We start from the raw sequence: 17,827 nt of genomic DNA on the forward strand, positions 1-17,827 counted from the left end.
ACGGCAATGCAGGACGTGAAACATACGCGCAGGAAGGTAAAGCTATGATACAGGCAATTAAATATAGTTTTACACTTCTCAAGTTCTGTATCTTCTACGCGTAACCGCGTTTCTCCCGGCCCCCGTCATGTTCCTGCGATCCCTCCGCAGCAAGATTTTCCTTTTGGTCGTGGCCATCCTGCTGACGGTTGCGGCCTTCATCATGCTGTCCAGCCGTCGCGACGTGACCAACACCGTCGCCGCCAGTGAACAGCATGCGGTGCGCAACGTGCTGGAACTGGTGCAGCACGACACCGAAGCCCGCTGGGGCGCTCTGTTCAACGACAAGATCAGCACGGTGCGCAACGGTCGCCGCCAACTGCTGCAGACCGGCGCCACGGTGGCCTCGGTGCTGGACAGCTATGCCCGCATGGCGGCCAGCGGCGTGATCGGCAGCGATGCCGCCAAGGAGATGGCGCAGGCCTGGATCAACCAGCTGCATTTCGACGGGCATCGTTATGCCTTCGTCTACGACGCCGGCGGCCATGTGCTGGCCAGCGGCGCGCCGGAAATGATCGGCCAGGACCTGGGCGCGGTGCTCGATTTGAAGGGCCGGCCCCTGGCGCGCGCGCTGTATGACGAGAGCCGCACGTCGGGCAACGGGTTCGCCATCTATCGCTGGCCCACGGCGGACGGCCGGCGTGAAAGCCGCTACGCCTATTTCGGCTATTTCCGCGCATGGGATTGGGTCATCGCCATCAGCGACAGCGTGCAGGACATCACCGAGCAGGTGGACCGGCGCCGCGTGGAGATGAAGGTGGCGCTGCGCGAAACGCTCTCGCGGCTGACCCTGGCGCGCAGCGGCTTTCTGTTCATCGTGGGCGACGACGGCGAAGTCGTCGTGGCGCCGCCCCGCGCGGACGCGGCACTGCTGGATGCCACCGACATCCGCCTGCCGGTCCCGGCGGAGAACGCCGCGCCCGGCGTCGCCGCTGACGGCAGCGGCGGCCGCACCTTGCGCGCGCTGTTGAGCGAGGTGCGCGCGACCGGCGAACCGGACGTCGTGTCGGCCCGCATGAAAAGCGGTACCTGGCACGTCGAGGCCTTGCGGTTCCAGCCGCTGGGCTGGACCCTGGTGGCGGCGGTGCCGGAACGCGACTTCGCCGCGCCGGCCCAAGCCTTGTTGAATCGCCAGGCCCTGATCTTCGCGGTCACCCTGTTGTTGGCGTTGTTGTGTGCGTGGCCGGTGGCCGCGCGCATCGTGCGGCCTCTGGAACTGCTGGCGCGCTATGCGCGGGCCCTGCCGCGCCAGGACCTGACCGCGCCGCCCGCGGTGCCGGCCCATATCGCCTTGTTGCCGCAACGCCTGCACGACGAGGTGGGCCGGCTGGCGGACGCCTTCCTGGTCATGGATCATCGGCTGCGCGAGAACGTCACGCGCCTGATGAACGAGACCACCCGCCGCGAACGCTTCGAAAGCGAACTCAACATCGCGCGCGACATCCAGCTGGGCTTGCTGCCGCTGCCCCTGGAGAAGGCCGTGCTGGAGCGCGCCGACCTGCACGCCGTGATGAAGCCGGCCAAGGAAGTGGGCGGCGATCTTTATGATTACTTCACGCTGCCGGACGGGCGCCTGTGTTTCGCCATCGGCGATGTGTCCGACAAGGGCGTGCCCGCCGCGCTGTTCATGGGCATCACCCGGACGCTCATACGCGCCACCGCCGAAGACGAGAACGATCCGGCGCGCATCATGGCGCGCGTGAACAACCGGCTGGCCGAAAACAATCCCAACATGATGTTCGTGACGCTGGTGATCGGTGTGCTCGATCTGGACACGGGCGACTTGCAGTGGGCCAATGCCGGCCATCCGCCGCTGCTGGTGGTGGGCACCGATGGCGCCTTGCGCACCCTGCATGGGCGTAGCGGGCCGGCCTGCGGCGTGCAGGAAGATCTGCCCTACACGGGGCTGTCCGGCGTCGTGGCGTCGGGCGACACGCTGATCGGTTACACCGATGGCGTCACCGAAGCCAACGATCCCAAGGACGCGCTTTACGGCGATGCACGCCTGATGGCCGTGGTGGCGCGCCCCGGCCTGTCCGCCGCCGAACTGGCCCAGCGCGTGCTCGATGATCTCCAGGCTCATGCGGCCGGAGCCGAACAATCCGATGACATCACGTTGATCGTGATCCGCCGCCCATGATGAACCGCGTCCGCCGCTTATACGCCGCAACGAACCTGCCCATGCTGTCGCCCCAAACTTTGCCGTCATCACTGGCCCTGGCCCTGGCGCTGGCCTGCGCGTCCTTGCCGCTGTCCGCCGCGCGCGCGCAGCAGGCTGCCGCCGCCGAAAGTTCGGCCGCGGCCGCGGCTGTGACCCCTGCCGCGGCCCCTGCGGTGACCCAGGCTCCCGCGCCGGAAGCCGCCGCGCGGGTCTTCCCAACGACGCCCAAGCGCCGTCCCGACGGCCGCAAATGGCGGATCGGCTACTTCGAGAGTGGCGACTATTCAGAATATCCGCGCACCTTGAAGGTGACCGTGGCCGGCCTGCAGCAACTGGGCTGGGTGACCGTGCCGGAGATGCCCGAAGGACTCAGCGGCCATCAGATGTGGCAGTTCCTGGCTGACCATGCCAAGAGCGACACCCTGGAGTTCGTCGCCGATGCCTGGTGGCAGCCCGGCAACTTCGACGCGAGCAAGCGTCCCGCCGTTCGGCAGGCCATCACGGAGCGCCTGCGCGACAAGAAGGACATCGACCTGATCATTGCCATGGGTACCCTGGCCGGCCAGGACATGGCTGCCTTGGGCGCGCCGGTGCCGACCATCGTTGGGTCCACCAGCGACGCGGTGGGCGCGCGCATCGTCAAGAGCGTGCAGGACAGCGGCCTGGATAATCTGCACGCGCGGGTCCAGCCGGAACGCTATCAGCGCCAGGTGCGCCTGTTCCACGACATCGTGCCCTTCAAGACGCTGGGCATCGTCTACGAAAACAGCCCGGAGGGCCGCACGTATGCGGCCGTCGACGCCGTCGAGCAGGTGGCCAAGGAACAGCATTTCAAGGTCGTGAGCTGCGATGCGCGGGCCAACGGCATCGAACTGAAGGTGGCGACGGACAATGTGCTGGCCTGCTATCGCCAGGTCGCCAGCCAGGCCGACGCCGTGTATGTGACGGTGCACCGTGGCATCACGCCGGACAGCGTGGCCGACGTCGCCCGCATCGTGCGCGACGCCAAGATACCCAGCTTCTCGATGCTGGGCTCGGACGAGGTCAAGAAGGGTGTGCTGATGAGCCTGGCGCAGGCGGACTACTCTTATGTCGGTCTGTTCTACGCCGAGACCATGGCCCGCATCTTCAATGGCGCGCAGCCGCGCCAGCTGAACCAGATCTGGATCGATCCCGCCAAGATCGCGCTGAACCTGCAGACGGCGCGCACCATCGGCTTCGATCCGCCTGTGGATATCCTGCTGGCCGCCGACGAAGTCTACGAATAAGCCGCGGTCGATCCGGCGCTACAGCTCAAGGACCCGCTCGGGATAGATGGCCGCCAGACGGCTGGCGGCATCGCCGTGGGCGCCTTGCCACAAGGACAGCAGGCGGTCGGCGCCGGTGCGGCGCGTTTGCAGGACATAGCGCGCATAGGCCAGCCAATGTCGGTCGGCTTGGTCCTGCAACCCCGCTTCGGCGACGGCCAGCGTGTCGGCGGCCAGCTGGTACGCCAGGTCGTCGGCCAGCGCCACATCGATGGCCGTGCCGCGCAGCGTGCGCAGCGCCAGCCAGCCGTAGTCGCGGATCAGGTCTTCGGCCTGGGACAGGTTGCGCATCAATCCAAGCTGCATGGCTGACGGCGCCAGGATCGCGGTCCGCGCGATGTCGGCGCCGGCTTCGCGGCGTAATTGCCGGTCCGGGAAAACCGCTGACGGCACGCGGCCTTCGATATAGCCGTCCACGCCCAGGCTTTCGTACAGCGCTTCGATGCCGCCGGGCCGCGACCACTGCGCCAGCAGCTCTTCCAGCGGGCAATAGCTGGCCAGCTTGTAGCGCCAGCGCGCGTCGAGAAAATTGGAGAACTGCGCGTACTCGAAATGCGCGGCATGCGGCGTCAGGTCGACGCGCTGCCGGTCGTCGGCGCGCCGGCCCGGCCACGAAGGCGCGCGCAGGAAGCGGCCCAGTGACGGGTCGCCATCGAGAAACACCGTGGTGTCGTGTTTGTAGTCGGCCGCCGGCGCCAGCGGCAGGGAGCGGCAGTTCGTATCGCCTTCGAACATCCAGCGGAAGTAGTCACCCAGGTCCTCGAAGGGCCGGTCCGGCATGCGATGCAGGCGCAGGTCGCTGGCAAAGCGGGCATGGCGGAACATGCGGTCCCACATGGTCATGCGATTGTCCTGGCGGCCGGTGACGCGGCCGCACTCCAGCGGGCTGTTGGCGAACAGCGCGATGAACGCGGGCGCCAGGGCCATGATCACATTGACCGCGCGTGCCGCCTCGTGGATGGGCACCGACGTGCAGGGACTGTTCTGCGCCTTGGCGTCGATGCCGACGCGATGCAGCCAGCCGCGATAGCCGACGATGTCCTCGTAGATGGGGCGAGGGACGCGCAGGGCCGCATATCGATCGGGGTCCAGGGACGCCGCGGGATGTTCGCCCGCATTGAGGATGGCGGCATCTTCTTCGGCCAGAGCTTCCTGGACGTCATTCAGTTCGGCGTACACCGCCTGCGCCAGGCGATCCAGGCCGCCGCTGCCGCCCGCGACCGGGTGCAGCGCGCTTTCCAGCAGATTGAAGCCGTTGTCCAGACCGCTGTCGGCCAAGGCGCCGCGCGCGCTGACCACCCGATTCTCCAGGCGGCTTAGCGCCAGCGTTTCGCCACGGGCGCCGCGCAGACGCGCCAGGGACTCGGGATAGGCCTGGACGGCATGGCTGGCGCCGGTGCCCCGCCGCACCACCACCATCTCCATTTCGAGTCCCAGCTTCTGTCCTGCCTTCTCTGGAGCCATCCGCGCCATTTCCCCGTACTTGCGCCGTGGCTGCCACGGCGTCTTGTTTCATGCAGCTTTCTTATATCGTCCGCGTGCCAGCACGATGTCCTTGTGATTGGTATCGGCCCAGCGCACCAGGCCCTTCATCGGCACGAGGAAGGAACGGCCCAGGTCCGTCAATGTGTATTCCACGCGGGGCGGCACTTCGGCGTATACCTCGCGGTACACGAAGCCGTCCTGTTCGAGCTGCTTGAGTGTACGCGACAGCATCTGCTTGGAGATGTCACCGATGTCGCGCATCAATTCGTTGAAGCGGCGGGTGCCGTCTTCCAGTCCGATGAGTACCAGCAGGCTCCATTGGTCGCCGATGCGATCGAGGACATCGCGAATGGGGCAGGGCTGTTCGAAGCTGAAATATTCTTGCGGAATCATCGTGGGACACTCGTAGGCATGGTCACGCCGTGCTGACCTGGGCCCTTTGGCGTGACTTCTTGTGGAGCCGAGGCGTCTTACTTAAGATGCAGGACGTCGACATGGTCTGTATTTTAGACCTTGTCCCGATTTTGAACTTTTGGAGATTTACTTATGGCTAACGTCGCCCTCATCGGCGCTTCCGGCAACGCCGGCGCCCGCATACTCAAGGAACTGGCCGACCGCGGCCATACCGTCACCGCCATCGCGCGCAACCCGGACAAGATCGCCAAGCTGCCCAAGGTCACGGCCAAGCGCGGCGATGTCTACGACAAGGAAGGTCTGACTGCCCTGCTGCGGGGGCACGATGCCGTGATCAGTTCGGTGCATTTCACCGCCAGCGATCCGCATGTGCTGATCGATGCCGTGCGTGCGGCGGGGGTCAAGCGATACCTGGTGGTGGGCGGCGCCGGCAGCCTGGAAGTGGCGCCGGGCAAGCGTCTGGTGGACCAGCCGGATTTTCCGGAGGCCTACAAGGTTGAAGCGACCAAGGGCGCGGAGTTTCTTGATCTGCTCAAGGGCGTGCAGGATCTGGACTGGACCTTCCTGTCGCCGTCGGCCATGTTCGTGCCGGGCGAGCGCACCGGCAAGTTCCGCCTGGGCACCGACCAGTTGCTGGCCGGCGAGCATGGGTCGACCATCAGCTTCGAAGACTACGCGATCGCTTTGGTCGATGAAATAGAAACGCCGGCGCATGTGCGCCAGCGTTTCACGGTCGGGTATTAAGGCCCACCCCCTACCGCGCTGCGCGCGGCCCCCTCAAGGGGGCAAGAAAGGCCCTCCCCCTACCGCGCTACGCGCGGCCCCCTCAAGGGGGCGAAACCGGCGGACCGGGAGACCCGGCTCCGCGGTTTCCCCGATAGGGAAAGATTCTTGCGAATGCTACTGCAATGCGGCCACGCCGGCCTGGGCGATTTCTTCGTCGTGTTGCGGGGTATCGGCGGACACGCCGATGGCGCCGACCACGTGGCCGTTGACGGTCAAGGGCAGGCCGCCGCGCATCAGCACGAAGCCACGCGCGGTTGCAGCGGCGGGACGGCTGCCGTTGATGGCATCTTCCAGCGCGCCGCTGGGACGGCGGAACAGCGCCGCCGTGCGCGCCTTGCCCGGCGCCAGTTCCACGCCGGCCGGCACGCTGGCATTGTCCATGCGCACCAGCAGGATCGGTTGTCCGGCGGCATCCACCACCGAAATCACACAAGGCCAGCCCCCGGCCTGGGCCTTGGCCTGCGCGGCGGCCAGCACGTGCTGGGCCGCGGCAAGATTCAGCACGGGCTGCGTGGGCAACTGCGGCGGCGCGGCATGGGCGGAAGCGACGATGCCCAGGCCCAGCGCGAGGGAGGCGGTATAGCGGGTGAAGCGATTCATTGCAGACTCCTGATGCTGCGAAAAACGAGCCTCCATTTCAGCATCGAGTAAATTCGTGTTCAATAAAGAAGACTGGCTTCTTTATTTATAAAAACGAAATATGGAAATTCGCCACCTGCGTGCCTTTGTCGTGGTCGCGCGTGAATTGCACTTCGCCCGCGCCGCGGAATTGCTGGGCGTATCCGCGCCCACGCTGACCGTACAGATCCAGGAACTGGAGCGCGCCGTGCAGGCGCGCCTGCTGCAACGGACCAAGCGATCCGTGGCCCTGACACCGGCCGGCGTGACCTTTCTCGCGGAAAGCGAACTGGCGCTCGCGCAGTTCGACCATGCCGTGGACGTCGGCCGCCGGGCCGGCCGCGGCGAGGTGGGCGCCATCGCGCTGGGCTATGTGGGCTCCGCCGCATATTCCGGCGTCCTGCAGGACCAGACGCGGCGCTTCCTGGCCCGTTGGCCGGACGTCGACATCCGTGCACGCGAACTGCCCATGGATGAGTTGCCCAGCCTGCTGGAGCAAGGCCAGGTCGACGTTGCCTTCGTGCGTACGCCGGTCAATCTGCCGGCCAGCCTGTCCAGCCGGGTGCTGGCCAGGGACCGCTTCTGCCTGGCCTTGCCGCGCGACCACATCCTGGCGCGCGACGACGGGCCCGTGCTGGCGCGCGCGCTGGCGGGCGAGTCCTTCGTGGTGCCGGAACAGGATTCCGGTTTGCAGGAGGTGGCCAGGCGGGGCCGCTTCACGCCTAGCATCAGCGCGGTGCCGGGCTCTCTGCTGGCGGTGTTGACGCAGGTGTCGGTCGGCGCCAGCGTGGCCGTGGTGCCCAGCGTGTTGCGGCAGGTGATCGCCTTGCCCCACGTGGTGTACCGGGACATCGCGGGTGCTCTTATCCCGTCACAGGTGGCGGCCATCTATCGCCGCCATGAGCGTGCGCCTGGCGTCAGGCGATTCGTGGCCCAGATCCTGGAAACGCCTGAACCCAAGGCCCCGGTCAAGCTCGCGGCAGCAGACTGATCTCCAGCTTGCTCTTGCCTGACGCCAGTTTCTGGGCGATCTGCTTCATCTTCGCTTCGGTCAGGCCGTGTTCGCCGATGCCGGGGTAGATGGACATGGCGCCGCTGTCGATGGGGCCGCGGATGACCACCGTGGTGAGCACCTCGCCGTCCGCGCGCAGGATCACGCTGCGGCCGACGTTCACGCTGGTCAGCTGCGCCACGGCCTGGCGCGAGTCCGGCGTCAGGTTGACGTCCAGCACCGACTGCTTGGTCTCGTCGTCCGTGCGCAATCGGGCATGGGCGACGGTCAGGACCAGGGGCGCGGACGAAAGCTGCGCTACGGTCTCGGGGCCATGTCCGGTGCCGGTTTTCCTCAGCTGCTTTTCCATCACGGACGGCGGTTGGTCCGTGAGACAGTTCGGGCGTGCCTGGAAGGCCTGCGCCGGCGCAAGCAAGGTGGCCAGTGTGACGGTCAGCGCCGTCAGCAGGCTGGTCTTCAGAAGACGGGGGGATAGCCGCGTCAAACGACGCATGGAGAATTGCTGGCTGCCATTGCGGGTCGCGCGCATAGGTGGGGACCTCGTGAGGAGTAGGTTGGCTCCATTCTAAGCGCGCATCCCTCCGCGCCGGGGTAACGATAGGAAAAAGGGATATTCGCAAATCGCTGCCCCGCTTCACTGTCCCACTTCACCGCAGCACTTCACTGCCCCACCGCATCCCCGTCGTGCCAGCCACCACCCAGCGCCTTGATCAAGGCCGCGCTGGCGGCCAGGCGGCTCTGCTGGATCTGCAGCACGCTTTCCTCGTTGGACAAGGCCGTGGCCTGCGCGGTGACGACCGTGGTGTAGGACTGGGTGCCGGCCCGATATTCGTTCAGCGCGATGGTGGCGGCCTGGCGCGCCAGGGTCAGCGCTTCATCCTGGGCCGTCGACTGCCGGGCCAGCACGCGCAGATTGGACAACTCGTCCTCCACGTCCTGGAAAGCCGCGAGCACGGTCTGCCGGTAGTTGGCCACGCGCTGGTCGTACGCGGCGCGGGCGGCGTCGCTGGCGGCGGAACGGGCGCCGCCGTCGAACAGGGTCTGGCTGCCGCTGGCGACCAGCGACCACAGCGCATTGGCGGCCGAGAACAAGGGCGACGCGCCCGACCAGCCGGCGCTGGCCGACAGGGTGACGGACGGGTACCAGGCGGCTTCCGCCACGCCGATCAGGGCGTTCTGCTGCTGCATGGTGCGTTCGGCCTGGGCAATGTCGGGACGCCGTTCCAGCAGATCCGAAGGCAGGCCGGCCGGTGCTTGCGGAATCAGCTTGGGCAATTCGCCCGCCGCCAACGTCACGTCGGCCGGCGCCTTGCCGATGAGCAGGGCAATCGCATGTTCGTATTGATCGCGCAGCTGCTCGCTGGCGATGGCCGACGCGCGTGCCGAGGCCAGCTGGGTTTGCGCGGTGATCACGTCCGAGCGCGCTGCGACGCCAGCCTGGTACTGGTTCTGCGCGATCGACAGGCTGCGTCCGTATGCAGTGACCGTATCGCGCAAGAGGCGGCCCAGGGCATCCTGGTAACGCAGCGCGAAGTAGTCGGTCACCAGTTCCGCCTGGGCCGACAGCGTCAGGTCGGCCAGTTCGGCGGCGCTGGCCTCGGCACTGGCCCGGTCGCTTTCGACCTGGCGGCGCACCTTGCCCCACAGGTCCAGATCCCAGCTGGCGTCGGCCTCCACCTGACGCGTGGTGGCGCTGCTGCCATTGCTGCGCGCACGGCTCAGGGACGGGCCGGCGGTCACCGTCGGCGCCAGGTTGGCGCGTGCTTCGCGCACCACGGCCAGGGCCTGGCGGTAGGCGGCTTCATAGGCCTTCAGGTTCTGATTGCCTACGGACACCTGCGCGGCCAGGTCATTGAGCACGGGATCCTGGTAGACCTCCCACCACGCGCCACGGGGCGCGGCGCCCGGCGCGGCCAGCTTCCAACCCGCCGGCGCGGCGGGCGCCTCCTTGAAGGCACGCGGCGTGGGTGCGTCGGGCCGGTGGTAGTCGGGACCGACGGCGCAGGCTTGCAGGGTCAGCAGCAAAGGCAGGGCGACGCCTGCCGCGAGGCGCTTGAATGACGGCTTGAACGGCAGCGGCTTGAGCAACAGCGACTTGAACGGCAGCGCCTTGAACGACGGCGCTCTCAACAGGACGGACACGAAGGGGAACGGCATGATGCGGCTTTTCATTAGGCAGGATCGGTATTCACTTGCGCGGCAAGGCCACGGCGGCGGCGCCAGGCGCTGAGCGTGCGCTGGCGCCAGCGATCCAGATAGAGGTAGACCACGGGCGTCGTGTACAGCGTCAGGATCTGGCTGACGATCAGGCCGCCGATGATGGAGATGCCCAGGGGCCGGCGCAGCTCCGAGCCCATGCCCTGGTCCAGCACCAGCGGCACGGCGCCCAGCAGGGCGGCGCAGGTGGTCATCATGATGGGACGGAAGCGCAGCACGCAGGCCCGGTGGATGGCTTGCGCCGGTGTCAGGCCTTGATTGCGCTCGGCATCGATGGCGAAGTCCACCATCATGATGGCGTTCTTCTTGACGATGCCGATCAGCAGGAAGACGCCGATCAGGGCGATGACCGTGAACTCGGTATCCGTCAGCAGCAGCGCCAGCACGGCGCCCACGCCGGCCGACGGCAAGGTGGACAGGATGGTCAGCGGATGCACATAGCTCTCGTACAGCATGCCCAGCACCACGTACACGGCCAGCAGGGCCGCGGCGATGAGCAGTGGCATGGTCGACACGATGGCCATGGAGCTGCCGGCCGTGCCGGCGAAACCGCCGTGTACCGAGACCGGCATGCGCAGATCGCTGACCGCCTGCTGGATGGCGCGGTTGGCATCATCGAGCTTGGCGCCCTCCGCCAGGTTGAAGGAGATCGTCACCGCCACCGCCTGGCCCTGGTGATTGACGGACACCGGCGTGGTCGCGGCTTCCATATGAGCGAAGGCGAACAGGGGCACCATGGTGGAACCGCTCGTGCTCACCGCCTGGCCGCTGGACACGCTGCCGGTGCTGGTGGCGATGGAATTGGTGGCCGCGTTGGTGGCGGACGAGGATGTGGTGCTGCCGGCGCTGCTGCTGGAGCTGCTATTGCTCACCAGGCTGGACGACGCATTGGTCGACGACGTGCCGCTGGCCGACGCGCCGGTGGTGCTGACGTAGATCTGCTTCAGCGCGGACGGGTCCTGCAGATATTGGGGCGCCAGCTCCATCACCACGTGATACTGATTCTGCGCCTGGTAGATGGTGGACACCTGACGTTCGCCGAAGGCGTCGTAGAGCGTGGCGTCGATGGCGTCCGGCGTGATGCCGTAGCGCGCCGCCGTTGCCCGATCCACCACCACGCGGCTTTCCAGGCCGCCATTCTGCTGGTCCGACGACACATCGGCCAGCGCGGTGTTGGCCTTCAGCGCCGCCGTCAGCTTCGCGGCCCACAGGCTGACGGTGGCGGCATCGTCGCCCTGCAGGGTGTACTGGTATTGGGCGAAGCTCTGGCGTCCGCCGATGAACAGATCCTGGCGCGGGAACATCATCAATTGCGCGCCGGGAATCTCCGACAGCTTGCTCCGCAAGCGCGCCATCACCTGGAAGGCGGTGGCATCCCGTTCATCCAGGGGCTTGAGCGTGATGTCATTCATGGCCGTGTTGGTGCCGCGGCCGCCAGTGAAACCCACCACGGTCTGTACCGCGGGGTCGGCCTTCACGATGGCCATGGCCTGGCGCATCTTCTCGCTCATGGCCTGGAAGGAAATGCTCTGGTCGGCGTTGATGCCGCCGCCCATCAGGCCGCTGTCCTGCTGCGGGAACAGGCTCTTGGGCACGGCGGAGAACAGCACGACGTTCAGCGCCACCGTCAGCAGCAGGGACAGCAGCACGGGTAGCGGATGGCGCAGGGCCAGCGCCAGGCTGCGCTCGTACAGGCCCTGCATGCCGTTGATGACAGCGTCGACGCGGCGCGCGACGTGTGCGGCCAGCGTGTCCCGACGCGGCCAGCATGCCGGGGCGGTGCTGGGCCGCAGCAGCAGGGCGCACAGCATCGGCGTGGTGGTCAGCGACAGCACCAGGGAGATGCCGATGGCGATGGACAGCACGATGGCGAATTCATGGAACAGCCGTCCTACCAGGCCGCCCAGCAGCAGGATGGGCAGGAACACCGCCACCAGCGACACGCTCATGGACAGGACGGTGAAACTGACCTCGCGCGCGCCGTCCATGGCCGCGCGTAAACGGCTGGCGCCGGCTTCGCGGTGACGCGTGATGTTCTCCAGCACGACGATGGCGTCATCGACCACGAAGCCGGTGGCGATGGTCAGCGCCATCAGCGACAGATTGTCCAGCGTATAGCCGAACAGCTTCATGGCGCCGAAAGTGCCCAGTATCGACACGGGGACGGTCACCGCCGGGATCAGGGTCGCGCGCACGTCGCGCAGGAAAGCCAGGACCACCAGCACGACCAGGATCACCGCGATGATGAGGGTCTGTTCGGTGTGCGCCAGCGACGCGCGGATGGTGCTGCTGCGGTCGCCGGACAGGGTCATCTCGACGCCGCTGGGCAGGGCGGCGCGCAGCTGTGGCAGCAGCGCGTTGACGCGGTCCACCGTCTCGACGATGTTGGCCGCGGGTTGCTTGTACAACCACAGCAGCACCGCGCGTTTGCCGTTGACATAGCCAGCGTTGCGCAGGCTTTCCACCGAATCACTGACCGCGGCGACGTCGCGCAGATGCACCGGCCTGTCGTTGCGCCAGGCGATGACCAGATCGCGGTAGGCGGCCGCGTTCACCGCCTGGTCGTTGGCGTACAGCTGATAGCGATTGGGACCGTCCTCGATCAAGCCCTTGGCGCTGTTGGCGTTGGCGGCGGACAGCGCCGCCCGCACGTCTTCCAGCCCGATGCCGTATTTGTTGAGGGTACCCGGATTCAATTCCACCCGCACGGCCGGCAGCGAGCTGCCATTCAAGTCGACGTTGCCGATGCCGGCCACCTGCATCAGGCGCTGTTGCAACACGGTGGCCGCGCTGTCGTACAGCTGCTCGGGGCGCAGCAGGTCGGACGTGAGCGCCAGCACCAGGATCGGCGCTTCGGCGGGATTGAACTTGCGATACGTCGGATTCGACTTCAGCGACGCGGGCAGATCGGCGCGCGCCGCGTTGATGGCCGCCTGCACGTCGCGCGACGCGCCCTCGATGTCGCGATCCAGGCCGAACTGCAGGATGATGCTGGTGGTGCCGACGCTGCTTTGCGAGGTCATCTCCGTGACGTCGGCAATCTGGCCCAGATGCTTTTCCAGAGGCGCGGCCACCGTCTTGGCCATGGTGTCAGGGCTGGCCCCCGCCATCTGCGCCTGCACCCGGATCGTGGGGAAATCCACCGCCGGCAGCGGGGCCACGGGCAGCAGGCCGAAGGCCAGGGCCCCCGCCACGGCGATGGCCAGGGTCATCAGCAGGGTGGCGACGGGCCGCCGGATGAAGAACGCGCTGATGTTCACGGCGTGTCCTCGCGCGGCGCGGTCAGGGCCCAGCCCCGGCGGCGCAGGCTTTGCGCCAGCTGGTCCATGGCCAGGTACACCGCCGGCGTGGTGAACAGCGTCAGCAGCTGGCTCACCGCCAGGCCGCCGATCATGGCGTAGCCCAGCGGTTGGCGCAGCTCGGACCCCGTGCCGCTGCCCAGGGCCAGCGGCACGGCGGAAATCAAGGCAGCCATGGTGGTCATCAGGATGGGCCGCAAGCGCAGCAGGCACGCCCGGTGGATGGCCTCGCGCGGCGACAGGCCTTCATCGCGCTCTGCGACCAGCGCGAAGTCGATCATCATGATGGCGTTCTTCTTCACGATGCCGATCAGCAGCACGATGCCGATGATGCCGATGATGTCCAGGTCCGCGCCGGTGCACAGCATGGCCAGCAAGGCGCCCAGCCCCGCGGACGGCAGGGTGGACAGGATGGTGAGCGGATGCACGAAGCTTTCGTACAGCACCCCAAGGACCACATACATGACCAGCACGGCGGCCAGGATCAGGTATAGCTCGTTCGACAGGGAGGTCTGGAAGGCGTCGGTGGCGCCCTGGAAGCGGGTCTCGAAGCCTTGCGGCAGGTTGACGGCCTGCTCGGCGCGCTTGACGGCATCGATGCCCGCGCCCAGCGACGCGCCTTCCGCCAGGTTGAAGGAAATGGTGGTGGCGGGGAACTGGGCCAGATGCGAGATCTGGACAGGCTTGCGGCTGACGACGATGCGCGCGATGGCGCTCAGCGGCACCTGGCCGGTGCTGGCGGTGGCCGAAGGCAGGTAGATGGCGTCCAGCGTCTTCAGGCCTTTGTTCAGCTTGGGATCGATTTCCATGATCACGCGCATCTGGTTGGATTGCGTGAAGATGGTGCTGACGATGCGTTGGCCGAAGTTGTCGTAGAGCGCGTTGTCGATGGTGGCCAGGGTGATGCCGAAGCGGGCGGCGGTGGCGCGGTCCACTTCGACGGTGGCCGCCAGGCCGCTGGCCTGCAGGTCGCTGGTGACGTCGGCCAGTTCGGGCTGTTTGCGCAGTTCAGCCACCAGCTTGGGTGTCCACTCGGCCAGCGTGTCCAGCGCGGGATGGTCCAGCATGAACTGGTACTGGGTGGCGCTGATCTGCGTGTCTACCGTCAGGTCCTGCACCGGCTGCATGTGCAGGGTGATGCCGGTGATGTCGGCGGTCTCCCGCTGCAGCCGCCGGATGATTTCGCTGGCGGTGGCGCTGCGCTCGTCGCGCGGGCGCAGGTTGATCTGCATGCGGCCGCTGTTCAAGGTGGTGTTGCTGCCGTCCACGCCGATGTAGGACGACAGGCTGACCACATCGGGATCCTTCAGCACAACCGCGGCCAGGGCGTTCTGGCGCTTGCCCATGTCGGCGTAGGAGATCGATTGCGAGGCTTCGGTGATGCCCTGGATTACGCCGGTATCCTGCACCGGGAAGAATCCCTTGGGCACCAGGAAGTAGAGCAGGGCGGTGAGCACGACGGTGCCCAGCGCCAGCAGCAAGGTGATGCGCTGATGGTCCAGCGCCAGGGTCAGCAGACGGTCGTAGCCGCGCGTGATCCGGCCGAACCAGCCGCTTCCGTGCAGGGCTTCGGTGCCGGTGTGCGTGCCTGCCTCGGCGTCTTCGGCGGCATTGGCGCCGTCGTCGTGGCTTGCTTTGGGTTTGGCCCGCAGCAGTTGCGCGCAGAGCATGGGGACCAGGGTCAGCGACACCACGGCCGACAGCACGATGGTCACGGCCAGGGTGACCGCGAATTCATAGAACAGCCGGCCGATCACGTCGCTCATAAACAGCAGGGGGATCAGCACGGCCAGCAGCGATACCGTCAAGGAGATGATGGTGAAGCCGATCTCCCGCGAACCCTGCAGCGCAGCCTGTACGGGCGTCTTGCCCGCTTCGATGTGGCGGCTGATGTTCTCGATCACCACGATGGCGTCATCGACGACGAAGCCGGTGGCGATGGTCAGCGCCATCAAGGAAAGATTGTCCAGGCTGAAGCCCCACAGGTACATGGCGGCGAAGGTGCCGACCAGGGACAGGGGCACCGACAGGCTGGGGATGAAGGTCGCCGGCAGGTTGCGCAGGAACAGGAAGATGACCAGCACCACCAGGCCCACGGCCAGCGCGAGTTCGAACTGCACGTCGCTGACCGACGCGCGGATGGTGGTGGTGCGGTCGGTCAGCACTTCGACGTGGACGCTGGCGGGCAGGGTCGCGGTCCACTCGGGCAGCTTGGCCTTGATGCTGTCGACCACCGCGATCACGTTGGCGCCCGGCTGGCGCTGGATGTTCAGCAGGATGGCCGGCGTCGTCCCTGACCACGCCCCCAGTTGCGTGTTCTCCGGCCCGGTGACCACTTCCGCCACGTCCGACAACTTCACCGGCCGCCCGTTGCGATAGGCGATGACGGTATCCAGATAATCGGCGGGGTCCTGAATCTGGTCATTGGCGTCGATGGAGTAGGACCGGCGCGGGCCGTCCAGGGTGCCCTTGGGCGCGTTGACGTTGATGTTCGCCAGCGTGGTGCGCAGGTCGTCGGCATTGATGCCGTAGGCGGCCATCGCGCGGGTGTTGCCACGCACGCGAATCGCGGGTTTGTTGCCGCCGCTCAGGCTGACCAGGCCGACGCCGGACAGCTGCGAGATCTTCTGGCCCAGCCGGGTGTCGGCGATGGTTTGCAGCGTCGTCAGGGGCAAGGTGGGCGACGTCACCGTCAGGGTCAGCACCGGCGCGTCGGCCGGGTTCACCTTGGCGTAGATGGGCGGCGCCGGCAGGTCGGAGGGCAGCAGGTTGTTGGCGGCGTTGATGGCTGCCTGCACCTCCTGTTCGGCCACGTCCAGCGCGATGGTCTCGTCGAACTGCAGGGTGATGACGGACGAACCCGCGGAGGAGCGCGATGCCATCTGGCGCAGGCCGGCCATCTGGCCCAGCTGGTTTTCCAGCGGCGCGGTGACGGCCGACGTCATGACGTCCGGACTGGCGCCGGGATAGAAGGTCTGCACCTGGATGGTGGCGTATTCCACCGACGGCAGGGCCGACAGCGGCAGGTGGCGCCACGCCACCAGCCCGACGACCAGCAAGGCGGCCATCAGCAGCGTGGTGGCGACCGGCCGCAGGATGAACAGGCGGGATGGGTTCATGATGCGCTGGCCGGCTTCGTGGATGATGCCGCGGAGCCCTTGCCGGAGGCATGGGGGCTCGCCGCCGGCGCGTCACCGGCCCGGGGCCTATCGCCCGGAATGCCCGGAATGCGCACCTTGGCGCCATCGGTCAGATGATCCGCGCCGTCGATCACCACGCGGTCGCCCACCTGCAGGCCGGCCGTGATGGCGGTGTGGCCGTCGGCCGACGCACCGGTGGTGACCTTGACCAGACTGGCGGTGTTGTCGTCCTTGACGCGGTAGACGTAGTCGCCAGGCGCGCCGTTCTGTACGGCCTCGCTGGGAACGACGACGGCGCCGCTGACCGTGTCGAGGTGCAGCACCACGTTGACGAACTGGTTCGGGAACAGGCCGCCGTCGGCGTTGTGGAACAGCGCCCGCAGCTTGACCGTGCCGGTGCTGGTATCGATCTGGTTGTCGACCGTGGCCAGTTCGCCTTGTTCCAGGGCCTCCTGGCCGCTGCGGTCATAGGCCGTGACGGCCAGCCTGGCGCCGCTGGCCAGGCGTTTGTTGAGCTTGCGCAGATCGTCCTCGGGCAAGGTGAAGACTACCGAGATCGGGTCCATCTGGGTGACGACGACGATGCCATCGGTATCCGACGCGGTGACGTAGTTGCCCACGTCGACCTGGCGCAGGCCGACCCGGCCATCGACCAGCGACACGATGCGGCAATAGCTGAGATTCAGTTTCTGCGCATCGACCTGGGCCTGGTCCATGCGCACGGTGCCTTCGTATTGGCGCACCATGGCCGCGGCCGTATCGATGGTCTGCTGCGAGATCGAGTCCTGTTTGCCCAGCTGCTGATAGCGCTTGAGGTCGCGGCGGGCGTTGTCCAGCAGGGCCTGGTCTTTCTGCAACTGGCCCTGGTACTGCGCCAGCTGCACCTCATAGGGCCGCGGATCGACCTGGGCCAGCAGATCGCCTTTCTTCACCGTCTGGCCTTCCTGCAAGGGCAGCGCCAGCAAATAGCCGCTGATCTGCGATTTGACCGTGACCGTCGCCAGCGACGTCACGGTGCCCAGCGCGGTCAGCGTCACGGGGATGTCGCCCTTGGTCGCGGCGGCCACGCTGACGGCCTGTTCGCTGCCGGCGCCAGGTGCGCCGCCGAAGGGATTGAAGCCACCCGGGCCGCGCCCACCAGCCGGGGCGCGGGCGCCGGCGCGCTCACTACCGCCAGGCGGGGTGCCGGCCGCGCTGCCGTGATGGCGGACCAGATAGACAGCGCCCACCGCGATCAGCACGGCGGCGACGGCCAGGGTGGCCCAGCGCAAACGATGCTTCGGCCGCGTGGTGGTGGTGTGGGAATTTCGGGACAACTCGGTGTTTTTTTTCATGGAAGACCAGGCACG

Annotated in this window: 12 protein-coding genes; 4 read left to right on the plus strand and 8 right to left on the minus strand. The window is 67.0% G+C overall.

The genetic code is table 11. From position 1 onward, the window contains the following. The first annotated feature begins 127 nt into the window (after positions 1-127). Positions 128-2,179, plus strand: a complete 2,052-nt coding sequence (locus ASB57_RS25370; RefSeq protein WP_057654684.1) for a SpoIIE family protein phosphatase — start codon at positions 128-130, stop codon at positions 2,177-2,179. 41 nt (positions 2,180-2,220) lie between these two features. Next, positions 2,221-3,468, plus strand: coding sequence for an ABC transporter substrate-binding protein (locus tag ASB57_RS25375; protein WP_082622072.1), 1,248 nt, complete (start codon positions 2,221-2,223; stop codon positions 3,466-3,468). Between the two features lie 18 nt (positions 3,469-3,486). Here the strand turns inward: ASB57_RS25375 and ASB57_RS25380 are convergent, their stop codons facing one another. Together ASB57_RS25380 and ASB57_RS25385 are read right to left on the minus strand one after the other, a co-directional pair. Beyond that, on the minus strand, positions 3,487-4,971 hold the full coding sequence (locus ASB57_RS25380; RefSeq protein WP_057654685.1) for a glutamate-cysteine ligase family protein: 1,485 nt from the start codon (positions 4,969-4,971) through the stop codon (positions 3,487-3,489). Positions 4,972-5,019: 48 nt separating this feature from the next. Next, a complete protein-coding gene (locus ASB57_RS25385) occupies positions 5,020-5,385 on the minus strand; it encodes a helix-turn-helix domain-containing protein (RefSeq protein ID WP_057654686.1) in 366 nt (121 codons plus the stop codon). A gap of 153 nt (positions 5,386-5,538) precedes the next feature. Here ASB57_RS25385 and ASB57_RS25390 point away from each other — a divergent pair, with 153 nt between their 5' ends. Further along, positions 5,539-6,150: an NAD(P)-dependent oxidoreductase gene (locus tag ASB57_RS25390; protein ID WP_057654687.1), complete on the plus strand. Its 612-nt coding sequence runs from the start codon at positions 5,539-5,541 to the stop codon at positions 6,148-6,150. A 156-nt stretch (positions 6,151-6,306) separates the two neighbouring features. On the opposite strand, the gene ASB57_RS25395 is transcribed toward ASB57_RS25390, so the two are convergent. Beyond that, on the minus strand, positions 6,307-6,792 hold the full coding sequence (locus tag ASB57_RS25395) for a heme-binding protein (protein WP_057654688.1): 486 nt from the start codon (positions 6,790-6,792) through the stop codon (positions 6,307-6,309). A 100-nt stretch (positions 6,793-6,892) separates the two neighbouring features. On the opposite strand from ASB57_RS25395, the gene ASB57_RS25400 reads away from it, so the two are divergent. Then, entirely contained in the window at positions 6,893-7,801 is a 909-nt protein-coding gene (locus ASB57_RS25400) for a LysR family transcriptional regulator (protein WP_057654689.1), read from the plus strand. On the opposite strand, the gene ASB57_RS25405 is transcribed toward ASB57_RS25400, so the two are convergent. The 5 genes from ASB57_RS25405 to ASB57_RS25425 form a co-directional block, all read right to left on the minus strand. Next, positions 7,779-8,351 (minus strand): hypothetical protein, encoded by a 573-nt coding sequence (locus tag ASB57_RS25405; RefSeq protein WP_057654690.1) that lies wholly within the window; start codon positions 8,349-8,351, stop codon positions 7,779-7,781. The genes ASB57_RS25400 and ASB57_RS25405 overlap by 23 nt on opposite strands. A 131-nt stretch (positions 8,352-8,482) precedes the next feature. Next, positions 8,483-9,994, minus strand: coding sequence for an efflux transporter outer membrane subunit (locus ASB57_RS25410; RefSeq protein WP_231755250.1), 1,512 nt, complete (start codon positions 9,992-9,994; stop codon positions 8,483-8,485). Continuing rightward, a complete protein-coding gene (locus ASB57_RS25415; protein ID WP_057654691.1) occupies positions 9,994-13,299 on the minus strand; it encodes an efflux RND transporter permease subunit in 3,306 nt (1,101 codons plus the stop codon). Before ASB57_RS25415 ends, ASB57_RS25410 begins: the two co-directional genes overlap by 1 nt. Next, positions 13,296-16,457 carry an efflux RND transporter permease subunit gene (locus tag ASB57_RS25420; RefSeq protein WP_057654692.1) on the minus strand — a complete coding sequence of 1,054 codons (3,162 nt, stop codon included), beginning with the start codon at positions 16,455-16,457 and terminating at the stop codon, positions 13,296-13,298. The genes ASB57_RS25415 and ASB57_RS25420 overlap by 4 nt, the downstream gene beginning before the upstream one ends. Continuing rightward, entirely contained in the window at positions 16,454-17,812 is a 1,359-nt protein-coding gene (locus ASB57_RS25425; RefSeq protein ID WP_057654693.1) for an MdtA/MuxA family multidrug efflux RND transporter periplasmic adaptor subunit, read from the minus strand. The genes ASB57_RS25420 and ASB57_RS25425 overlap by 4 nt, the downstream gene beginning before the upstream one ends. Positions 17,813-17,827 lie beyond the last annotated feature (15 nt).

This window comes from Bordetella sp. N, from assembly GCF_001433395.1.
Classification (GTDB): domain Bacteria; phylum Pseudomonadota; class Gammaproteobacteria; order Burkholderiales; family Burkholderiaceae_B; genus Bordetella_C.